This window comes from Pseudomonas sp. MWU347, assembly GCF_017947305.1.
Taxonomy (GTDB): Bacteria; Pseudomonadota; Gammaproteobacteria; order Pseudomonadales; family Pseudomonadaceae; genus Aquipseudomonas; species Aquipseudomonas putida_A.
Genome location: NZ_JAFGZB010000009.1, coordinates 258861 through 278028, shown reverse-complemented (window position 1 = coordinate 278028; position 19168 = coordinate 258861). Strand labels below are relative to the sequence as shown.

General features: G+C 51.7%; 23 protein-coding genes. 7 read left to right on the top strand and 16 right to left on the bottom strand.

The features are described 5' to 3' along the window. The first annotated feature begins 14 nt into the window (after positions 1-14). The 4 genes from KCG87_RS20565 to KCG87_RS20550 all read left to right on the top strand — a co-directional run bounded on the left by KCG87_RS20565 (position 15) and on the right by KCG87_RS20550 (position 4614). Positions 15-803 (top strand): helix-turn-helix transcriptional regulator, encoded by a 789-nt coding sequence (locus tag KCG87_RS20565; protein WP_098964295.1) that lies wholly within the window; start codon positions 15-17, stop codon positions 801-803. A gap of 139 nt (positions 804-942) precedes the next feature. Next, positions 943-2655 carry an amidase gene (locus tag KCG87_RS20560; RefSeq protein ID WP_210558809.1) on the top strand — a complete coding sequence of 571 codons (1713 nt, stop codon included), beginning with the start codon at positions 943-945 and terminating at the stop codon, positions 2653-2655. Positions 2656-2879: 224 nt separating this feature from the next. After that, positions 2880-3353, top strand: coding sequence for a hypothetical protein (locus KCG87_RS20555; RefSeq protein ID WP_134786617.1), 474 nt, complete (start codon positions 2880-2882; stop codon positions 3351-3353). A gap of 289 nt (positions 3354-3642) precedes the next feature. Further along, positions 3643-4614: a TerC family protein gene (locus tag KCG87_RS20550; RefSeq protein WP_210558787.1), complete on the top strand. Its 972-nt coding sequence runs from the start codon at positions 3643-3645 to the stop codon at positions 4612-4614. A 232-nt stretch (positions 4615-4846) separates the two neighbouring features. On the opposite strand, the gene KCG87_RS20545 is transcribed toward KCG87_RS20550, so the two are convergent. Then, positions 4847-5947, bottom strand: coding sequence for a polyamine ABC transporter substrate-binding protein (locus KCG87_RS20545; RefSeq protein WP_047598364.1), 1101 nt, complete (start codon positions 5945-5947; stop codon positions 4847-4849). 15 nt (positions 5948-5962) lie between these two features. Between KCG87_RS20545 and KCG87_RS20540 the strand changes: the two genes are divergently transcribed. Continuing rightward, a complete protein-coding gene (locus tag KCG87_RS20540; protein WP_135295999.1) occupies positions 5963-6175 on the top strand; it encodes a hypothetical protein in 213 nt (70 codons plus the stop codon). A 69-nt stretch (positions 6176-6244) separates the two neighbouring features. Here KCG87_RS20540 and KCG87_RS20535 read toward each other — a convergent pair whose 3' ends face one another. Next, complete coding sequence (locus tag KCG87_RS20535; protein WP_210558786.1) at positions 6245-7666, bottom strand: cytosine permease; 1422 nt, start codon at positions 7664-7666, stop codon at positions 6245-6247. A gap of 323 nt (positions 7667-7989) precedes the next feature. On the opposite strand from KCG87_RS20535, the gene KCG87_RS20530 reads away from it, so the two are divergent. Together KCG87_RS20530 and KCG87_RS20525 are read left to right on the top strand one after the other, a co-directional pair. After that, positions 7990-8475: a flavin reductase family protein gene (locus tag KCG87_RS20530; protein WP_003225754.1), complete on the top strand. Its 486-nt coding sequence runs from the start codon at positions 7990-7992 to the stop codon at positions 8473-8475. A gap of 159 nt (positions 8476-8634) precedes the next feature. After that, a complete protein-coding gene (locus KCG87_RS20525; RefSeq protein WP_210558785.1) occupies positions 8635-9678 on the top strand; it encodes an LLM class flavin-dependent oxidoreductase in 1044 nt (347 codons plus the stop codon). 92 nt (positions 9679-9770) lie between these two features. Here KCG87_RS20525 and KCG87_RS20520 read toward each other — a convergent pair whose 3' ends face one another. The 14 genes from KCG87_RS20520 to KCG87_RS20455 all read right to left on the bottom strand — a co-directional run bounded on the left by KCG87_RS20520 (position 9771) and on the right by KCG87_RS20455 (position 19158). Next, the gene (locus KCG87_RS20520; RefSeq protein ID WP_210558784.1) at positions 9771-10079 is read right to left on the bottom strand and encodes a hypothetical protein; all 309 of its coding nucleotides are present in this window, start codon (positions 10077-10079) and stop codon (positions 9771-9773) included. Positions 10080-10270: 191 nt separating this feature from the next. Continuing rightward, the gene (locus KCG87_RS20515; protein ID WP_210558783.1) at positions 10271-10855 is read right to left on the bottom strand and encodes a hypothetical protein; all 585 of its coding nucleotides are present in this window, start codon (positions 10853-10855) and stop codon (positions 10271-10273) included. 261 nt (positions 10856-11116) lie between these two features. Then, complete coding sequence (locus KCG87_RS20510; RefSeq protein WP_210558782.1) at positions 11117-11641, bottom strand: hypothetical protein; 525 nt, start codon at positions 11639-11641, stop codon at positions 11117-11119. Between the two features lie 169 nt (positions 11642-11810). Beyond that, positions 11811-12071: a hypothetical protein gene (locus tag KCG87_RS20505; RefSeq protein ID WP_210558781.1), complete on the bottom strand. Its 261-nt coding sequence runs from the start codon at positions 12069-12071 to the stop codon at positions 11811-11813. 158 nt (positions 12072-12229) lie between these two features. After that, on the bottom strand, positions 12230-12763 hold the full coding sequence (locus KCG87_RS20500) for a hypothetical protein (protein WP_210558780.1): 534 nt from the start codon (positions 12761-12763) through the stop codon (positions 12230-12232). Between the two features lie 370 nt (positions 12764-13133). Then, positions 13134-13433: a hypothetical protein gene (locus KCG87_RS20495; RefSeq protein ID WP_348983757.1), complete on the bottom strand. Its 300-nt coding sequence runs from the start codon at positions 13431-13433 to the stop codon at positions 13134-13136. 417 nt (positions 13434-13850) lie between these two features. After that, entirely contained in the window at positions 13851-14381 is a 531-nt protein-coding gene (locus KCG87_RS20490; RefSeq protein ID WP_210558779.1) for a hypothetical protein, read from the bottom strand. Positions 14382-14905: 524 nt separating this feature from the next. Next, entirely contained in the window at positions 14906-15193 is a 288-nt protein-coding gene (locus KCG87_RS20485) for a hypothetical protein (RefSeq protein ID WP_096797200.1), read from the bottom strand. Positions 15194-15201: 8 nt separating this feature from the next. Beyond that, positions 15202-15924, bottom strand: a complete 723-nt coding sequence (locus KCG87_RS20480) for a hypothetical protein (protein WP_210558778.1) — start codon at positions 15922-15924, stop codon at positions 15202-15204. Between the two features lie 248 nt (positions 15925-16172). Further along, positions 16173-16640 (bottom strand): hypothetical protein, encoded by a 468-nt coding sequence (locus KCG87_RS20475; RefSeq protein ID WP_210558777.1) that lies wholly within the window; start codon positions 16638-16640, stop codon positions 16173-16175. A gap of 236 nt (positions 16641-16876) precedes the next feature. Next, entirely contained in the window at positions 16877-17515 is a 639-nt protein-coding gene (locus KCG87_RS20470) for a hypothetical protein (protein WP_210558776.1), read from the bottom strand. Positions 17516-17819: 304 nt separating this feature from the next. Then, complete coding sequence (locus tag KCG87_RS20465; RefSeq protein WP_210558775.1) at positions 17820-18185, bottom strand: hypothetical protein; 366 nt, start codon at positions 18183-18185, stop codon at positions 17820-17822. Next, positions 18169-18378 carry a hypothetical protein gene (locus KCG87_RS20460; RefSeq protein WP_210558774.1) on the bottom strand — a complete coding sequence of 70 codons (210 nt, stop codon included), beginning with the start codon at positions 18376-18378 and terminating at the stop codon, positions 18169-18171. The genes KCG87_RS20465 and KCG87_RS20460 overlap by 17 nt, the downstream gene beginning before the upstream one ends. A gap of 528 nt (positions 18379-18906) precedes the next feature. Next, a complete protein-coding gene (locus KCG87_RS20455; protein WP_210558773.1) occupies positions 18907-19158 on the bottom strand; it encodes a hypothetical protein in 252 nt (83 codons plus the stop codon). Between the last annotated feature and the right edge of the window lie 10 nt (positions 19159-19168).

Genomic DNA, 19168 nt, shown 5'->3' with positions numbered 1-19168 from the left:
CGAAGAGCCAACAGATGCCGCCTAAAGGACATGAAAAAAGCTTCAGGCGCAGCATTCCCGGGCTGCCCAGCCTGCCCCGTGCGCTGTACGGACGCACCGAATCGCTGCCCAATCGCGCACTGACCCGGCGTCACAGCCACCCGTGGGTGCAATTGTCGTACGCGATTCAGGGCGTGCTCGAAGTGCAGACCGGCGCCGGGCGTTTCGTCGCGCCACCGGAGCGCGCGGTGTGGATTCCGGCGGGCGTGCCGCACCGAGTGTTCAGCTCGCCGCACACCGAAATGCGCAGCCTGTACATCGACTGCAGCGTGGCCGGCTGGGCGCTGGAGCGCTGTCATGTGTTGGGCGTCAGCGACCTGCTGCGCGAACTGATCCGCGCGTTCAGTCTGGTCCCGGTGGAATACGACGAGAGTGGCGCACATGGTCGGTTGGCCCAGGTGATCCTCGATCAACTGGCTGAGGCGCCGCAGATCGACCTGATGCTGCCACTGCCGCAGGACAGCCGTCTGCGGCAGATCTATCAAAGCCTGGAGCAACATCCGGAGCAGCAGACCACACTGCAGCACTGGAGCGACAAATTCGGCGTCACCGAAAAAACCCTCAGCCGCCTGTTTTTACGCGACACCGGCCTGACCTTCCGCGCCTGGCGCCAGCGCCTGCGTCTGTTGGGCGCGCTGACCCCGCTGGAACGCGGCGAACGGGTCACCGACGTGGCTCTGGCCTGCGGTTATGACTCGACCTCGGCGTTCATCGCAGCCTTCCGCCAACAGTTTGGCGAGACACCGGGGGAATTTTTTCGCTGAGCTTTGTCGATATTTATCGAATTAGCACATGCCATTCGGCAAACTTCAGGGTAGAGTTTCGCCCATCGGTAATTCTTCACACGTTTCGACGATAACCATAATGACCCACCCCTTTAGCGAACCTGTCGGCGGTAACAGCATGATCGAAGTCACTGAAGTCTCCATTGCTCAATTACGCGCGGCGCTCGACGCCGGCCAGACCACCGCGGTTGAACTGGTGCAGGCCTATCTGGCCCGGATCGACGCCTATGACGGCCCGAACACCGCCACCGCACTGAATGCCGTGGTGGTGCGTAATCCCCAAGCACTGGCAGAGGCCCAGGCGTCCGATGCACGCCGCGCCAAGGGCGAAACCCTCGGCCCGCTCGACGGCATCCCCTACACCGCCAAGGACAGTTATCTGGTCAAGGGGCTGACCGCCGCCTCGGGCAGCCCGGCCTTCGCCGATCTGGTGGCGCATCGCGACGCCTTCACCATCGAACGCCTGCGCGGCGCCGGGGCGATCTGCCTGGGCAAGACCAACATGCCGCCGATGGCCAATGGCGGCATGCAGCGTGGCGTCTATGGCCGGGCCGAAAGTCCGTACAACGCGGCCTTCCTGACCGCGCCGTTTGCTTCCGGCTCGTCCAACGGTGCCGGCACCGCCACTGCCGCGAGTTTTTCAGCGTTCGGCCTGGCGGAAGAAACCTGGTCGAGCGGTCGCGGCCCGGCGTCGAACAACGGTTTGTGCGCCTACACGCCGTCACGCGGGGTGATTTCGGTGCGCGGCAACTGGCCGCTGACGCCGACGATGGACGTGGTGGTGCCGTACGCCCGCACCATGGCCGATCTGCTTGAAGTGCTCGATGTGGTGGTCGCCGAAGACCCCGACACCCGTGGCGATCTGTGGCGCCTGCAGCCGTGGGTGCCGATCCCGAGCGTTGCCTCGGTACGCCCGGCGTCCTACGCCGAACTGGCAGTGAAACCCAATGCACTGGCCGGTAAACGCCTCGGTGTACCGAAGATGTACATCAACGCCGACCCTGAAGCCGGCACCAGTGAAGCACCGGGTATCGGCGGCCCGACCGGGCAGCGGATCAACACCCGCGCTTCGGTGATCGACCTGTGGAACCAGGCCCGCACCGCTCTGGAAGCGGCCGGCGCCGACGTCATCGAAGTGGATTTTCCGCTGGTTTCCAACTGCGAAGGCGACCGCCCCGGCGCGCCGACCGTGTTCAATCGCGGCATCGTTTCCAAGGAATTCCTGCACCACGAACTGTGGGATCTGTCGGCCTGGGCCTTCGATGATTTCCTGCGCGCCAACGACGATCCGAAGCTCAATCGCCTGGCCGATGTCGACGGGCCGAAGATCTTCCCGCACGACCCGGGCACCCTGCCCAACCGTGAAGGCGATCTGGCCGCCGGCATGGACGAATACGTGCGCATGGCCCAACGCGGCATCACTCCGTGGGATCAGATCCCGACGCTGCCGGACGGCCTGCGCGGTCTGGAAAAGACCCGCAAGCTTGATCTGGAAGACTGGATGGATGCGCTGAAACTCGACGCGGTGCTGTTCCCGACCAACGCCGACGTCGGCCCGGCGGATGCCGATATCAATCCGGTATCGGCGGACATCGCCTGGAGCAATGGCGTCTGGGTCGCCAACGGCAATCTGGCGATCCGGCATCTCGGTGTGCCGACTGTCACTGTGCCGATGGGGATCATGGCCGACATCGGCATGCCGGTTGGTCTGACTTTCGCCGGTCGTGCTTACGATGACTCGAATCTGTTGCGTCTGGCCTCGGCGTTCGAGGCGACCGGTTCGAAGCGTCAGGTGCCGCCGCGTACTCCGCCGTTGGCTGCCCGCAAGTAACAAGGTGGGTTGGATTGAGGCTCGAAAGGGTCTCAATCCGCTTTCGGCTGCCTTGCCCTGTCACTCATCTCTGCATCAATACAACCCTGCCAACACACTCTCCCCTAACTGGCAACTGACAGTTCTGACAGTAGCGGTCGAACAGGACGGCGAGTAACGTTCTCGCTCGATGGACTTCCATTTGGAAAATCCCTGAAACCGTTGAGCACTGAAGGAACGCAACCATGAGCAATGACATTCTGCTTAAACAACATGGCGTCGATGAAAACTTGAAGCCATTACCCATCGAAGTAAAGCAACAACCCGTTGGCAAATACTACAACGCCAAATTCAATCCTGATTTTCCGTCCATTCCGATTTTCGAACCGAATCTGTTTATTTATGCTTCCTTGTTTCCCGGCACAGTCAGTGTCATCGGCCGATATCACACAGCGGACGATTTCTACCAGATTACTATCATCATTGATCAGAAGCTCGAAAGCGGCACATACCTGATTAAGAAAGATGACAAAAGCCTTGTGCGTGCCAACGTCATTTCCGCTGGAGGGATCATTTCGAGTGACGAGGGCGAAATCAAACTTAAGCGAGACAACATAAAGGAATCGATATACGCAGAATTTGATTTTCAAATAGAGTCCAGTGGAACATCTTACAAAGTAAAGGGCATATTAGAACTGCTGGCGACGGGTCCTCTTTAAAATCCTCCAAAATAGGAAAGTCATTCGCAAACACGCATCAATGCCAAACGGGTAAGTGCCTGCCCGCAGTGTTTGGCAACTCTGCCTTCTAAATTAACTCGCACTGAAATTTCTCTCGTATAAACGCATCAATGCCGCTTGCCATTGCAAAGATGCCTGCCGCAAAAAACGCCAGACACTTCGTTTTTATCGAACTTTACCTGAGGAATATACGATTTTTCCTTGGCATTCACTCCTCGCTAGCATGTCACGGTCTGCCTCCAACGACATAAAAGACAGGGAGATTGCCATGCCCACTGACAATATCAATATCGGCGAACCGTGGATGTGGGGCGCGTTTATCGTCTTCGTCCTCGCCATGCTTGCACTGGACCTGTTCGTCTTCGGCGGACGCAAGGCACACCGCGTTTCAGTGCGGGAAGCATCCTGTTGGGTGATCGCCTGGTGCGCACTGGCCTTGGCCTTCGCCGGGTTGCTCTGGTGGTACTTGAACGGCGAGTTCGGCGCCGAAATTGCCCAACGCAAGACGCTGGAATTCCTCACCGGTTATCTGATCGAGCAATCGCTGTCGATCGACAACATGTTCGTCTTCGTGATGATCTTCAGCTACTTCGCCGTGCCACCGGAATTGCAGCGCCGGGTGCTGCTGTACGGCGTACTCGGGGCGATCGTGATGCGCGCGGCGATGATCTTCGCCGGGGTGTGGCTGGTGTCGCAGTTCGAGTGGCTGTTGTATGCCTTCGGGGTGTTCCTGATCATCACCGGGATCAAGATGCTGATGTTCGCCGAGCAGCAACCGGACCTCGACAAAAACCCGCTGCTGCGCTGGGTGCGCGGGCACATGCGGATCACCCAGGGCTTTCACGGCGAGCGCTTTTTCGTGCTGCAGAACGGCGTGCGCTGGGCCACGCCGATGTTCCTCGTGCTGGTGCTGATCGAGGCCAGCGACCTGATGTTCGCGGTCGACAGCATCCCGGCGATCTTCGCGGTCACCACCGATCCGTTCATCGTGTTCACCTCGAACATCTTCGCGATCATGGGTCTGCGTGCGTTGTACTTCCTGCTGGCAGACATGGCCGATCGCTTTCATTTGCTCAAGTACGGACTGGCGATTGTGCTGGTGTTCATCGGCGGCAAGATGACGCTGATGCCTTGGTTTCACATGCCGGTGGAATGGTCACTGGCGGTGGTGGGCGGGGTGATTCTGGGGTCGGTGGTGTTGAGTCTGGTGATGAGTAAAAACGCGCCACAAAACCTGTAGGAGTGAGCCTGCTCACAATGCGGTGCGACATTCAATAAAGGTGTCGGCTGACCCGACGCCTTCGCGAGCAAGCCCGCTCCCACAGGTGATAGTCAGTGGATGGAGGATCCGGAGCTGGCCGAGATCAAAGGGTGGGAGTGGGCTTGCTCACGAAGGGGCCGGCACATTCAGCATCCATGTTGCCTGGTCCGGCGCCTTTGCGAGCAGGCTCACTCCTCCAGAGGGTGTGCGGCTACTTGTCGGACTTGATGCTGGTCCACACCCGCGTGCGTACCCGTTCGAGTTTTTGAGGTAGTGGCTGGACTACATAAAGGGTTTTCAGGGCCTCAGGCGTTGGCGTCAGGTTCGGGTTGCCGGTGATGTCTTTATTCACCAGCGGCATCGAGTCCTTGTTCACGTTCGGGTAGCCGAGGAAGTCGCTGATCGGCGCAATGACTTTCGGATCGAGCAAGGTGTTGAGGAATTCATGCGCCTCTTCGACATTCTTCGCGCTCTTCGGAATGGCGAAAGTATCAAACCAGATCGGCGCGCCCTCCTTCGGCAAACGCCAGTCAACCACCACACCGTTGCCCGCCTCTTTCGCGCGGTTGCCGAACTGATAGAAGCTGCCGGAGTAACCGATGGCCACGCAGATGTCGCCGTTGGCGATGTCAGTCATGTACTTGGCCGAGTTGAAGTAGGTCACGTAAGGACGAATCTTCAGCATCAGGTCCTTGGCCTTTTCATAGTCGGCCGGGTTCTGGCTGTTCGGGTCGAGGCCGAGGTAATGCAGGGCCAGCGGCAGAATTTCCGACGGCGAGTCGAGCATCGCCACGCCGCAGGATTTGAGCTTCTCCATGTTCTCCGGCTTGAACACCAGATCCCAGCTGTCCACCGGCGCGTTGTCGCCGAGCGCTGCCTTGACCTTGGCCGGGTTGAAACCGATCAGTACCGTGCCGTACATGTAGGGCACGCCGTACTGGTTGCCAGGGTCATTGGCGTCGAGCAGTTTGAGCAGCGCCGGATCCTGATGACTCCAGTTCGGCAGTTTTGACTTGTCGAGTTTCTGGAATACCCCGGCCTTGATCTGAGTGTCGATGAACTGGTTCGACGGCACCACCAGGTCGTAGCCGGAGTTGCCGGTGAGCAACTTGGCCTCCAGCGATTCGTTGGTGTCGAAGGTGTCCCAGGTCACTTTGATGCCGGTCTTCGCGGCGAAATCCTTGGGCACCGACGGCAGGATGTAATCCGCCCAGTTGTACACCCGCAGCTCGCGCTGTTCGGCGTGTACCGCGCTGGCCAGCAGCGTCAGCCCACACACGGTGGCACCCAGAATGCGTTTCATAGTGACCATGGTTGTTTCCCCGGAATGCGACGTGAGATCGATGGTTTTTATGTTCTGTACACGGCAGCGGCTGTAAAGGTAGCCAAGGGCAAGCAAAGTCCAGCGTTTTGTTGTGGTTTGATTCTTGCCGACCGCGGAGTCGCGGCACAGTGGGGGATGGGCCAAAAGGGGATCGAAATGGCCAATTTGAATGACCGCACGAATGCACAAGGGCTTGGCAAACATCACTTGTGGTGAGGGGATTTATCCCCGATGGGACGCGAAGCGGCCCCCTTTATATCTCAAAGGGGCCCGCACTCGCTGATTTCACGACTGCTTCGCAGCCGATCGGGGATAAATCCCCTCGCCACGTTGATTCTGGGTCTGCCCACGTGTGGCGAGGCAGTAATACAGCGGCACCGTCACCACCAGGCCGAACAGCCACGACAGATCCGCACCGTCCACCAGATTGGCGTACGGCCCGACATACAACGAGGTATTGGCGAACGGCAGCTGCACAATGATCCCGATGAAGTAGGCAATGATCGCGTGCAGATTGAAGCGCCCGTAAATGCCGCCATCCGCGCGGAAAATCGAGGTGATGTCATACGCGCCGCGCTTGATCAGGTAGAAGTCGATCAGGTTGATCGACGCCCACGGCACCAACACCAGCAGCAACGCCAGAATCAGCCCGATGAACTGCGAAATGAAGTCCGCCGAGGCACCCAGCGCCACCACGCAGCAACCCGCCAGCACCACACTCGACAACGCCACGCGCACCTTGATGCTTGGCGTCCACTGACTGGCAAAGGTCTGGATCGAGGTGATGATCGACAGCACCGCGCCGTACAGATTCAGCGCGTTGTGGCTGATGATATTGAGCAGAAACAGCACCATCAGAATCGGCCCCAGCCACCCGGTGGACTGCTTGACCGCAGCCATCGCTTCGGTGCCTTCAGGCGTTGCCAGAACCGCTACGGCACCGAAGCTGAATGACAGAATCGTCCCCAGCGTCGCCCCCAGATAAGTGGCCCAGAACGGTTTGGCGATACCGATATCCGCCGGCAGATAACGCGAATAATCGGACACGTACGGCGAGAAACTGATCTGCCAGATGATCCCCAGCGACACCGTTGCCAGACAGCCCGACAGGTTGAAGCTGCCGCGCGTCAGGAAGTCTGCCGGCAAGTCGTGGGCGAAGATGTAGATGAAACCGGCGAGCAATGCACTGCCCATCACCCAAGTGCCGATGCGGTTGAGCGTGTGGATGAAGTTGTAGCCGATCACGCCAATCGCCGTGGCCGCCAGTGCGCCAATCAGAATACTCAGCGGCGCCGGTACCGAAGGTGCGATGCCGACAATCGACTTACCGGCCAGCACGATGTTGGAAATGAAAAAGCCGATGTAGATCAGCGCCGCAAAAAACACGATCAGCAGTGCGCCGTAACGCCCGAACTGGCCACGACTCTGAACCATTTGCGGAATGCCCATGCGCGGCCCCTGCGCCGAGGCCAGTGCGATCACCACGCCGCCGATCAGGTGCCCCAGCGCAATCGCCAGCAGGCCCCAGAGCAAGTCGAGATGGAACACCTGAACCACCATGGCGCCGGTGACGATGGGCAGTGGCGCGATGTTGGTGCTGAACCATAAAGTGAAAAGGTCGCGGGCCTTCCCGTGGCGTTCCGCGAGTGGGACGTAGTCGACCGTGTGATTCTCGATCAACGGATCTTGCCGGGACATCTGGGACATATTCATGAACTCGAGTTTGTCTGTTCTTATCTTTGTATGAAGCCAAACCGGGGGGACTCTGGGTCGCCCCTCAGATGCAGACCATATTATGGTATTCCAAACATTTCACAAGACTGATCCGTAGTTTACGGCGCTACCTGATCCGCCATCCTCCCTGATTCTGCGGCCTGCAGGCCAGCCAGAAACCCAATAAATGCTGAGTTTCCGACGAAAGCACCACGTTTATCGGTTCAGCCTAAAAGCCCTTGCAAAGAAAAAATACTGGTATACCATCAGACCAACAAATACATAAAAATCGCGTCACAACACCCGAGGACCGTCCAATGATCGATGCTGCCATCTACAAACAAGTCATGGGCTCGTTTCCGTCCGGCGTCACCGTCATCACCACGCTGGACGATGACGGCCAGATCGTCGGCCTCACCGCCAGCGCCTTCAGTTCACTGTCGATGGACCCGGCCCTGGTGCTGTTCTGCCCCAACTACAGCTCCGACTCCTACCCTGTGCTGATCAAAAACAAGCGCTTCGCGATCCACGTCCTGTCCGGCGGCCAGCAGAGCGAAGCCTACGCCTTCGCCCGTAAAGGCAAGGACAAGGCACAAGGCATCGAGTGGACGTTGAGCGAGCTGGGCAACCCGATCCTGGCCAATGCGACGGCTATCATCGAGTGTGAGTTGTGGCGCGAATATGAAGGTGGTGACCACGCGATCATGGTCGGCGCGGTGAAGAATCTGATCGTCCCGGAGCAGCACACCGGGCCGCTGGTGTATTGCCACGGCAAGATGGGCGCCCTGCCCGTTCTGGCCTGAGCAAAACTTCAACCCCACACAAATCCACTGTGGGAGGGGGCTTGCTCCCGAAGGCGATGTGTCAGCCACCAGAGATGTCGATTGATCCAGCGCTTTCGGGAGCAAGCCCCCTCCCACACAGTTTTGTAGCCTCAACAATAAAAGATCCGAGGAAGCGTCATGAAATTTTCCCTGTTCATCCACATGGAACGCTGGGACGAAAGCGTCAGCCACCGCCAACTGTTCGAAGACCTGACCGAACTGACCCTGATGGCCGAGGCCGGCGGTTTCAGCACCGTGTGGATCGGCGAACATCACGCGATGGAATACACCATCTCGCCGAGCCCGATGCCGCTGCTGGCCTACCTCGCCGCCAAAACCACCACCATCCACCTCGGCGCCGGCACCATCATCGCGCCGTTCTGGCACCCGCTGCGGGTCGCCGGTGAATGCGCGCTGCTCGACGTCATCAGCAACGGACGTATGGAAGTTGGCCTGGCGCGTGGCGCCTATCAAGTCGAATTCGATCGCATGGCCGGCGGCATGCCCGCCTCCAGCGGTGGTCAGGCCCTGCGCGAAATGGTCCCCGTAGTCCGCGCTTTGTGGCAAGGCGACTACGCCCACGAGGGCGACATCTGGAAATTCCCCACCTCGACCAGCGTGCCGAAGCCGATTCAGAAGCCGAATCCACCGATGTGGATCGCCGCCCGCGACCCGGATTCGCACAACTTCGCCGTGGCCAACGGCTGCAACGTGATGGTCACGCCGTTGATGAAAGGTGATGAAGAAGTCGTCGACCTGAAGAACAAATTCCAGACCGCACTCGACAACAACCCCAACGTCCCGCGTCCGCAACTGATGGTGCTACGGCACACCCACGTGCATTCGGCTGACGATCCGGACGGCTGGAAAGTCGGCGCCAAAGCGATCTCACGGTTCTATCGAACCTTCGATGCGTGGTTTGGCAACAAGGAAGTACCGGTCAACGGCTTCCTCGCTCCAAGCCCTGAAGAGAAGTTTGCCGGGCGTCCGGAGTTTGAACTGGAGAGCCTGCACAAGACGGCGATGATCGGTACGCCGGAGGAGATTATTCCGCGGATCAAGTATTACCAGGAACTTGGGGTGGATGAGTTTAGTTTCTGGTGTGACAACAGTCTGCCGCATGCGGAGAAGAAGAAGTCGTTGGAGTTATTTATCAGGGATGTGGTGCCGGCGTTTCGCTGAGCTGACTTGTAAAAAACCGGGCATCAGCCCGGTTTTTTTATAGGTGTCTCCGAAACAGTTCGAATATCAAAGGAAATTTTGCAATCAACAATTCAATACTGGTAATCCGAAAAGAAAAATATCGCATACAAAAAGAAAGCAAAAATTGCCAATGCCGCCCGCCCGGCGGGGTCAGCATCCCTGCCTAATCCACCGGGTGCAATGGCAACCGTTGCCCCTCTTAAATAGTTATAAACACCTTGAGCAAACCATAACTGAACAGCAAGTATCGTAAAAAAACGCCCCCAACTGCCATTGAACTGAAAGTAGCCATTGAGTAGTGCTGCGAGCATTAGACCCACCCCCACCCAGTCATGGCATTTAAATAGCAAGCTGGTTATTGATTTACTTGTTATAGGCATCGACAGTTCTTTTAACGATATGATCCCAAATGTCCTGCGCACCCGAAAAATTGGGTTAACGGGGTCTGGGCTAACGTGGTTGATGGGGTCAGACGAAATTTTCGGAGGGCTTTCTAAACGTAGGCTGTCCCCATTTACCCCTTTCCAAGGTATGTAGCCTTGCAACTTAACAACCACCTAATTGCCTACGATCATACAAAGCGTAACTTCCAATAGTCCCTGCCATCCACTATCCAGTATCTTTCATGCGCGGGAATCAGAAAACTAAAATCATAGCACTCAGAAATCCAATCCGCATAAACATATTTCTCGCGAAACCAACCTTCATCCATATGCATAAATATCTTTCGATCAAAATTTATATAGAAAGTTGGAAGGCGCGAACTAACAACGTTGGCCAATTTATACAAATCGGCGCTCAAACCTTTACCTGTCAGGTAGTAACTCTCAATTGCCTCAAAGACAGTTTCATCCGCCCCAACAAAGCCCTGCAAATCCAACAACGATAGTATTTTCTTTCGCGAATCATCAAGATACTTCGGAAAATTCTCCGAAGTCAACTGCGCAAGCCCTCCCCTGTAGTTTTGGCGAAACTGTTCATATTGTTCCTTTTGAATTCCTCCACTTTCCAGAGAGGCACTGAGACTAATATCTATATCCAAAGTAAAATTATCTTTTTCATCCACAACCCAGAAGCATTTTTCAGAATGAACAAAAAAACAGATATTTTTTTCGCCGTCCCACAGTTCATCAAAAATCACTTCATTTACGGTCATTTATTAAACTCTTAGAAAAACGGGGAAGGAAAACGGGGACAGACCACATTTTCCGAGTGATTTCTAAACGTGGTCTGTCCCCATTTCCCTTTATTTCCTGGCACGCATCATAGTAAGAAAAAGCTTTCATTTCTAATTACCTAGAAGCACCTACCCACCGCACATTAGAGGGACAGAACACTTATTCAAAGTATTTTTATAAACGTGATCCGCCCCATTAATTGTTGAAGACCACAACTACAACTACAACTACAACTACAACTACAACTGCCAGAATGTTAGACAAACGCCATATTCATCGAGAAGATCGTCAGCGATTTCAAACTGAAACACCTTATCTGGAAAGCAATCTGATAATGCGCGTTTCCAATATCCAGTGAGCTGCTCGGCAAACAAGTGACAAAGACGATAGTCTTCTTCCGACAGACCGACCTTAAACACGGGGCGGTCCGGCGCTTCTTCCCATTTTGAAAAGAACTGATTTATTGAAAAATTATTTCTGTATCGCTCAACGTCTCTACGCAATTCACTTTTTTCCAACACGCCAGCTTCCATCTCAACCAGCCCCTTTAAAGAAAACTTTTGCATGTCGAACTGCTCAGCGTTAGGCAACCAAAAAACATGGCCTTCAAACTCAATAAAATCAGGAGAAAGCAAACCTAGAACAGAAATGGTTTGCTCCAACGAAACAAGATTTCCTACATACGAAAAAAACTCCCCGGAACTGATGTTCGAAGCAAATAAATTCAATGACTCTTTAGCAATATTACCCTTAAAAATTTTCATCACTTCAACCTTAAGCTATGCAGAACCGCCTGAGAGATTAACGGGGACAGACCACATTTCCCGAGGACTTTCTAAACGTAGTCTGTCCCCATTTACCCAAAAAGCTCTGCATGACGGGGCATCATCATCAGGCGCAAAGCCTCGGATCGTGCTCGCGGATCGGTAAGGCTTAAACCTTCTCCTTCTTTCGCCTTTTGATCTCCTCCATTTTTGCGAAAATCCAGATACCGCTTCCACCAAAAAAACCGTAGATAAGCGAAAATCTCAAAGAAATCAACAGGTCCTCACCACTAAAACCCCAAACTCCAAGTTTACAATAGATAATAACCGCGCCTATCAAACTTCCAAGCAATCCGACGAGGTAAAAAAACACCGCCGCCTTGAGAACCAGCACTGGGTATAAACGAAACTTGACCTTTATTGGAGTCATTTCTTATTCCAGAAAGCGTTCACCTTGTCGATTACAACCTTCGGTAAAAATAAATCTGTGACAGGTTAACGGGGACATTTTCGGAGTGCTTTCTAAACGTGGTCTATCCCCATTTACCTTTACAAGGTCTGCCCCATTTACCTCTCTTTTATTTAAGACTAATAGCGAATCCACTTCCCTGTAGAAATTAATTCCGGGCTATCTGGATCAACCAAATAAAGCCACTCTGGGTCATGCCCTACGCTTCCTACCAAAACACCTAACGCATTTGGGTTTGCCGGCGTTAACGTATAGTGCACAGCACCAATATAGCTTCCCACACCATGAGCGCTTTTTAATTGGAAGCGTAAGGAACCATCAGAGTTGTAAATCGCCGCATTATTTGGACAGTTAAAAAACCAAGGAAATTCAGACATGCCAAATTTTGATGGTACCTCATTGAAGACGACCAAAAACCCTGTTCTATCAGCAAGAATGTAAGGCATCTCACTGACGGGAATGCATAGTTCCACGCCGTTCTCAAAGGCCAAATATCGTTCAAAACGTACGACGGCGTGCTTTTGCGCATACAGCATTATATTTTTAGTATCTTCGAAACTGGTACATGCCCCGCTCCAGCTGACAAACTGCTCAAAAAGCAGTCCATCATCGAATTCCCACTTTGTTCTAATTTCACTAATCAACAGACTCACTGCAACGGCCTCACCGACCCCATATTAACCTCATACAACTCTGGATTAGTTCGGGGAGACTTATCCATAAAGTTAACTTGATGTCCACCACCAGGCAAGCGAGCTTCCTTTTTCGCATTCGACATATCACCAACAGTTCCTTCACGAATCCCGACACCTGGTTTCACCGTAAATTCGACTTGGAATAATTGACCCTATTTGAACTCTTCAGAAACTGCAAGTTTATTTCGAACGTCTGCCACAGATTTTATAGGAGTTTCTGTGGCCCAACCTCCAAGAAGGGAGGACGGGTTCTTGCCTTGCGAGTTAACGGGGACAGACCACATTTTCGGAGTGCTTCTAAACGTGGTTTGTCCCCATTTATCTTCCATCAGCCTTTCATGCGCTCCAAGAACTCGGCCATTGCCTGTGGATCACGCTCCACAAGCTCTTCAATCAAATCTTCCGCTGCCCAATGCAGAATCATGTCCCCTCCCTCCCCATCCTTGCAGAGGATGAGATCACTTGACAAAGAAGAGTCAACGACATTGACCTCTCTATCACTGAGCGCCATCAGGCCATCGTAACCATCATAAGGAATGACCCAGTAAAAGCGCTCGCTATCTATCCAGTAAATACCAAACACCTGCACAGGTTCTTCTCGCCCAATTTCTCGAACAATCATATCCACATCACTCAATAGTCCTTCCGGGCTGCAGCACAGGCGGCAGCTGTTGCGGCGTTGTGATTTTCATATCCTATGCTTTATCGGTAACGAACTTATACTGGTAGTGAATGGTTATATGTTCTCCGCTTGGCAGACGATGACTAACTTCCATTTTTCTACATCCCTCACTCCGCAAGAAGTCTTTATCGCCCGCTAATTTCGTATCACGACCAGCGGAGGGGTTCTCTATCATTCTATTCCACAAAATCTGCTCATTCAGATCTCGTGGCGCCGTTGACTGATAGTTCTTTGCAGGTTAACGGGGACAGACCACATTTTCGGAGTGCTTTCTAAACGTGGTCTGTCCCCCATTTACCTCATTGCATCAGCCAATTGAACTAAAGGTGGTTTATCCCCATTACCCCTTCCCCTCCCGCGATGCTAATAACGAATCCATTTCCCGGTGAAAATTAACTCCGGACTATTCGGATCGACCAAATAAAGCCATTCCGGTTCATGGCCAACTGTACCGACTAACACACCCAACTTATCAGAATGATCGGGAATCGCACCAGAGTGCGTGGCACCTATAAAACTATCTTGCCCATAAATATTATGTAACTGAAAACGCAACGAGCCGTCAGAATTATATACTGCAGCATTATCAGGATAGCTGAAAAACCAAGGCGCTACTGGAACACTGAATCTCGAGGGCTCCTTCTCAAAAACCACCAAAAACCCAGTTCTATCCGGCAATATATTCAGAACCTCAAGTATTGGAATATCGACTTCCACCCCCCCTTCTAAAACCAAAAACTGCCGACGCTTTATTACGCTGCGCTTTTCAGAATAGAGAATATATTTTTTAACATCTTCAAAATTAGTGCCCTCATCCCAACTTACAAAGCGCTCAAAGACGACCCCATCATCCAACTCTACAACAGTAACAACTTTATTTATTAGCACTGTCATTTTAGCGCCCTTACCGACTCGAAATTTACTTCATACAGCTCCGGATTGGTTCGGGGTATCTTATCCATAAAATTCACCTGATGCCCTCCGCCAGGCAAGCGAACTCCGTTGAGTTTATCCCACATATCACCAACGGTACCCTCACGAGTGCCGACACCGGGCTTAACCGTAATCTCGATCTGTAGCAATTTACCATTTTTAAACTCTTAAGGTTAACGGGGACAGACCACATTTTCGGAGTGCTTTCTAAACGTGGTCTGTCCCCATTTACCTTTTGGTCTGTCCCCATTTACCTTTCGAAATGGCAGCAGCAATTGGAGGCCATCGACCAACTACCCAAGAGCCAACAGAAATTCGTTGCGCAGATGCTTGATGCCCTGATCGCTCAGGCCACGACTAAAGCGAGCAGCGAAGGACGGGAGGTTTTGCAGTAAGCAGATAAAACAACACCGGCGCAGGGCCGGTGTCAAATCGAGGCTGGGATCTACAGATAAATAAGCACCCTGGGTTTCCGGAGATACTTATTAACTATTTCGATTTAATGTATCCAGAAGCTTTTCAAATGCTTTAGGGACAAGATCTTTTTCCTCTGGAGAAAGCAAAATATTCATGACCTGCTCATCACAAGCACAGTCATATATATCAATGCCTATCCAGCCTTCCGACCAAAATTCTACGGTCGCCAGCTTATTAAAGCCTTCCAGCTCTATCCGCTCAAGATTACCAAAATCCCCGTTGGCGAATGTTGAATACTCTACGGAGTAGCCTTTCAATAGAGGCTTAACTTCTTTATTAAACTGAAAAGCATCCATAACCCCTCTCACTTACTATCTAGCACAGTAATATTTTTTACCTCAGGTAGATGTTCTCCACCCTGTTTATTAAGCAAATACTGCTGGAATTTACTTGCGTCCGGACCAATCATTTTATACCAGCCTTCCTTACCACCCTGCAACAATCCACTACTTGGAACATCAAACTCGACATAGACGGAACCTTTAGACGCAGCCCCCTTAAAATCAGCGGCACCGTTAGTTGAGATAAAGGTTTGCCCGCCGCCTCCCTGAACAATTTTGTTACTACTTTGCATCTGTGCCAGCTCATCAGGAGACATCCATCTCCCGACACGAGTCATGCTTACATCATTAATAGTTTGGGTTTCGCCAAGCTTCAATGCGGTATTAGCAGTACCTTTTGCACCAACCCACTTCCCACCAACCCATTCAACGGCTCTACCACCAATATAGGCGGTGACAAGCCCGGTGGCCGCATCAAAAGCCATACCACCCAACTCTTGGGCGGACGTGGTCGCTACTTTATCAAACTGCTTTTCCAACGCATGCGACGGGATCGGACTACTAATCCAGTCCTTGAACCCTAGCGCTAACCCACCTATGCCGCCAGCGATTGCACTAATCGTGTCCAAAGGTGATGACACGGCCTTCCAGATCGATTCCGCTGTCTTGACTGCCTCACCTGGCAGAGCAACAGCGTTTTTACCAACGCCAATCCCCGCTTCTCTGGCCAGAAATCCAGGGTCCATCGAAGGAGGATAAACCGTTGTAAGCTCATTGCGGTCAATGCCCGAGAAAGGGTTAACGGAGGGTTAACGGGGACAGACCACATTTTCGGAGTGCTTTCTAAACGTGGTCTGTCCCCATTTACCTTGTCCCCATTTACCTAGGAGCAAAAAAGATGTAAATAGATAGAAAAAATGGTGCAGATCGGGTGCAAAAACACCGGCGCTAGGCCGGTGTCGGAAGTGCCAATACAAGCCAAGACTTCTACAGTTCATTGGCTAGAGATATTCAATTCTGAGAATTTTTTACGAATATACTCAGTTAACCCAACCAAGTCTTCAAAGGCAATAGAGCCAAACTCAGGCTCATACTTGGCAAGATAGCTTTCAGAAGAGCACCCTAAAGATTTGGCTTTAGCCTCTACTTCCTTAATATATGCAGGCTCAACTACCCAATTCATGCCAGAGGACGCATAACGCTCACAACCTGTCAGCACCCAAGAAATAAAGCCATTATATGAACCAATCACCTCATTCAAAATAGAGATAACATATTCATTTTCTTTTTCAAATCGAAAAGCTATATATGGAGGAAATCTCGAACGATCCTCTCTTTCAAAATGATCACAGATCCAGACCTCTGGATTACGTTGCCCATACTTTCTCCACTCAAGTGCATTCAAGTCATGAAGAATATTAAGCAGCTCACCTTCCGAGTCTAAAATCCTAGTCACACCCATTACTTCAACCCCTTCAACTTATCAAAGATCGACACTCCGCCCGGGTTAATATTTTTAATATGCTGTTCCCAATCCCCTTTAGGAATAGGGTTGAACGAGGGGGTTAACGGGTCAACGGGGACAGACCACATTTTCGGAGTGCTTTCTAAACGTGGTCTGTCCCCATTTACCTTGTTTTCGGTTAGATCTGTGACCTTTCCTACCAAAAAACGAGTCTGTGACTTTTACCGTCCCTTTCACAAGTTCAGCAGATCGTTCAGTACGCCTTGTTCCCCAACTGACACAAATCCGTTATCAGGATCATCAAATTCACCAACCCGCATTATCAGCAGTCCTTTTCGCTCACCTACATAAGCACACAGCGTCTGGTCTTCAGAGAGTCCGCCACACCAACCAAGATCCAAGACGAACTCTATGTCAAAATCCTTGGGTAAAATAGCGATATAAGAACATCGTTCAGTTAAAAGAACTTCTATTGATTTACGATCCGAAAAATCGGACAAACACATAGCTCCAAAAAACCTTAACCTCCCATCACGCTCAACGATACGTTCTACCGAACGAGTACCCTGGGGCATTTCGATTCCTCGTGATCTCAAACCACCCCATAGTCCCAAGTACCTAACAAGCCTCGTGTTTGGTTGCCAAGCCGAATTACCTAATAGCAGCCAGAATGCACATTCTGGCATATTTATAACAGCAGATTTACAAATAAAATCCAATACTACTACCGATGCTTCATAAGACTTTTCTGACACCGTAAGACTAGCCGCCGATAGCTTCAACTCACCATGTTTTTTATCTTCATGCAGGTTGAATACCTCATTGGGAAGAGAAATATCAAATGTTCTTAAGATTTTAATTTTAGTAGTCATGGTGATTCCCGGCTTCGTCGTTGAAATGAGCCCCCCCCGATATTGCGCGATGGTTAACGGGGATAGACCACATTTTCGGAGTGCTTTCTAAACGTGGTCTGTCCCCGTTTACTCGTGCATATTTTGCGACTTCTTCTGCGCTAGCGCCGCCGGCACGCATTTTGTCCACAGCACCTTGCAAGTCGTAAACATCTTTAACATAGTTTTGTCGGACAGGTGGGAGATACCCGAAGTCTCCGTCAGCTTTAGATATAGCGTTGTCCCAAGCAGGAGTACTTTTTGCACCAACGCAACCGTCTTATTCCTACAAAAAACGCTTACGTAAAAAAGCTTTGTAGCTATCGGGGGCTGTACTGATTAATTTAGCAGGATCATCACCGCGAACCACAGAGTGGTCGACCATGGACTCAATGAAATAATACAAACATTCAGGGTTTTGGCTCAATTCCGACTCGTAATCACGGAAAAACTCCAGGATGAGTTCAAATGAGTTTTCCTGCACCAGGGCACATCCTAGGTACTCGTATGCAGAGATGTAGTATGAATTTTCTATAACACCATCCACCCCACCAAACTCTTCTAATGCCCTTTCCAAAGCCCCGACAGAAAAAAATGGCAAAGAAATCAACCACTGAATAAATAATTTGAAGCACTCATCGGCCAATAGCATTGTCGATATCCTTTACCAGCTGTTTAGCAAAATCAATGTCTCGTTGACTATAGGGGTACTTGCCGGGAGGCTGATTATCAGCATTACGAATGAGATCGCTTAATCTATTGCTAACCTCAATCGCTTTTTGTTCATGTCCTGCCGGGGACAACATGTCACCTGTCGCTTTTTCATAACGTACTGCGTCAGCCAATCCACCGTTCCCGACTCGACTACCAGTTTTATCTGCACCGTAATACGAAGTCAGGATTTTTCAAACTGCTCACTATCTGCTGGCCGATAAACAGGTCCAAAACCGCCCTTGGGCGCGTCCATGCTAACTTTTGCACCGCTTACAACTTTTCTTTCTACTAAAATGCCTGATTCAGCAGCTGTGATTGCACTGCTCGAATTTAGACTACCCCCTGGAGCCGCTTTTAATTCAACCCACTTCCCACCAACCTATTCAACGGCTCTACCACCAATATAGGCGAAATCCTACTTCTTTACCGTTTTAATATAGTCGGCTGGCACACAACCCTTGATCAGGCATTCTCCACCAGGGATCTATCAGGGACAGATGTATTTTCACCTGCGAATTCAGCGCAGATAAAAATAAATCACTCCCCTTTTCCCTTTTCCCTTTTCCTTATTTTTGCGCCTCTCAGTATGATTTCTTAATGCTCAGGGTCGGTCATTCACCTCTTTGAGATGGTCTCAATAAATGAGACCCGCACTTTCCTCAAATCCCACATAAGTTTCTAAATTCATCCAGCGACATCACTAAACCTGGATCAGTTTCTGGGAGCAGCACGTCTTGGACTACCACAACCCGCCTCTCAAAGTCAATCAAAACATCAAATAAATTAAAATTAAACTCGCGAATACACATAACACTACCGGGATCTTGCGCACTTAAAATCCCTCTACGTAATAGCTCACGAGTACTTTCATTAAGCTCCTCAATTAAAAAACGCTGAAACAACTCACTCATCATCAAAGCC

What these genes read in the sequence shown, in the direction of transcription:
- KCG87_RS20490 (WP_210558779.1), bottom strand. Translation starts at nt 14,381, where the DNA reads ATGACAGTGCTAATAAATAAAGTTGTTACTGTTGTAGAGTTGGATGAT.
- KCG87_RS20525 (WP_210558785.1), top strand. Translation starts at nt 8,635, where the DNA reads ATGAAATTTTCCCTGTTCATCCACATGGAACGCTGGGACGAAAGCGTC.
- KCG87_RS20515 (WP_210558783.1), bottom strand. Translation starts at nt 10,855, where the DNA reads ATGACCGTAAATGAAGTGATTTTTGATGAACTGTGGGACGGCGAAAAA.
- KCG87_RS20545 (WP_047598364.1), bottom strand. Translation starts at nt 5,947, where the DNA reads ATGGTCACTATGAAACGCATTCTGGGTGCCACCGTGTGTGGGCTGACG.
- KCG87_RS20560 (WP_210558809.1), top strand. Translation starts at nt 943, where the DNA reads ATGATCGAAGTCACTGAAGTCTCCATTGCTCAATTACGCGCGGCGCTC.
- KCG87_RS20455 (WP_210558773.1), bottom strand. Translation starts at nt 19,158, where the DNA reads ATGAGTGAGTTGTTTCAGCGTTTTTTAATTGAGGAGCTTAATGAAAGT.
- KCG87_RS20565 (WP_098964295.1), top strand. Translation starts at nt 15, where the DNA reads ATGCCGCCTAAAGGACATGAAAAAAGCTTCAGGCGCAGCATTCCCGGG.
- KCG87_RS20465 (WP_210558775.1), bottom strand. Translation starts at nt 18,185, where the DNA reads ATGCTATTGGCCGATGAGTGCTTCAAATTATTTATTCAGTGGTTGATT.
- KCG87_RS20550 (WP_210558787.1), top strand. Translation starts at nt 3,643, where the DNA reads ATGCCCACTGACAATATCAATATCGGCGAACCGTGGATGTGGGGCGCG.
- KCG87_RS20540 (WP_135295999.1), top strand. Translation starts at nt 5,963, where the DNA reads ATGCGACGTGAGATCGATGGTTTTTATGTTCTGTACACGGCAGCGGCT.
- KCG87_RS20530 (WP_003225754.1), top strand. Translation starts at nt 7,990, where the DNA reads ATGATCGATGCTGCCATCTACAAACAAGTCATGGGCTCGTTTCCGTCC.
- KCG87_RS20535 (WP_210558786.1), bottom strand. Translation starts at nt 7,666, where the DNA reads ATGTCCCAGATGTCCCGGCAAGATCCGTTGATCGAGAATCACACGGTC.
- KCG87_RS20480 (WP_210558778.1), bottom strand. Translation starts at nt 15,924, where the DNA reads ATGGACCCTGGATTTCTGGCCAGAGAAGCGGGGATTGGCGTTGGTAAA.
- KCG87_RS20475 (WP_210558777.1), bottom strand. Translation starts at nt 16,640, where the DNA reads ATGGGTGTGACTAGGATTTTAGACTCGGAAGGTGAGCTGCTTAATATT.
- KCG87_RS20470 (WP_210558776.1), bottom strand. Translation starts at nt 17,515, where the DNA reads ATGACTACTAAAATTAAAATCTTAAGAACATTTGATATTTCTCTTCCC.
- KCG87_RS20555 (WP_134786617.1), top strand. Translation starts at nt 2,880, where the DNA reads ATGAGCAATGACATTCTGCTTAAACAACATGGCGTCGATGAAAACTTG.
- KCG87_RS20520 (WP_210558784.1), bottom strand. Translation starts at nt 10,079, where the DNA reads ATGCCTATAACAAGTAAATCAATAACCAGCTTGCTATTTAAATGCCAT.
- KCG87_RS20510 (WP_210558782.1), bottom strand. Translation starts at nt 11,641, where the DNA reads ATGAAAATTTTTAAGGGTAATATTGCTAAAGAGTCATTGAATTTATTT.
- KCG87_RS20505 (WP_210558781.1), bottom strand. Translation starts at nt 12,071, where the DNA reads ATGACTCCAATAAAGGTCAAGTTTCGTTTATACCCAGTGCTGGTTCTC.
- KCG87_RS20485 (WP_096797200.1), bottom strand. Translation starts at nt 15,193, where the DNA reads ATGGATGCTTTTCAGTTTAATAAAGAAGTTAAGCCTCTATTGAAAGGC.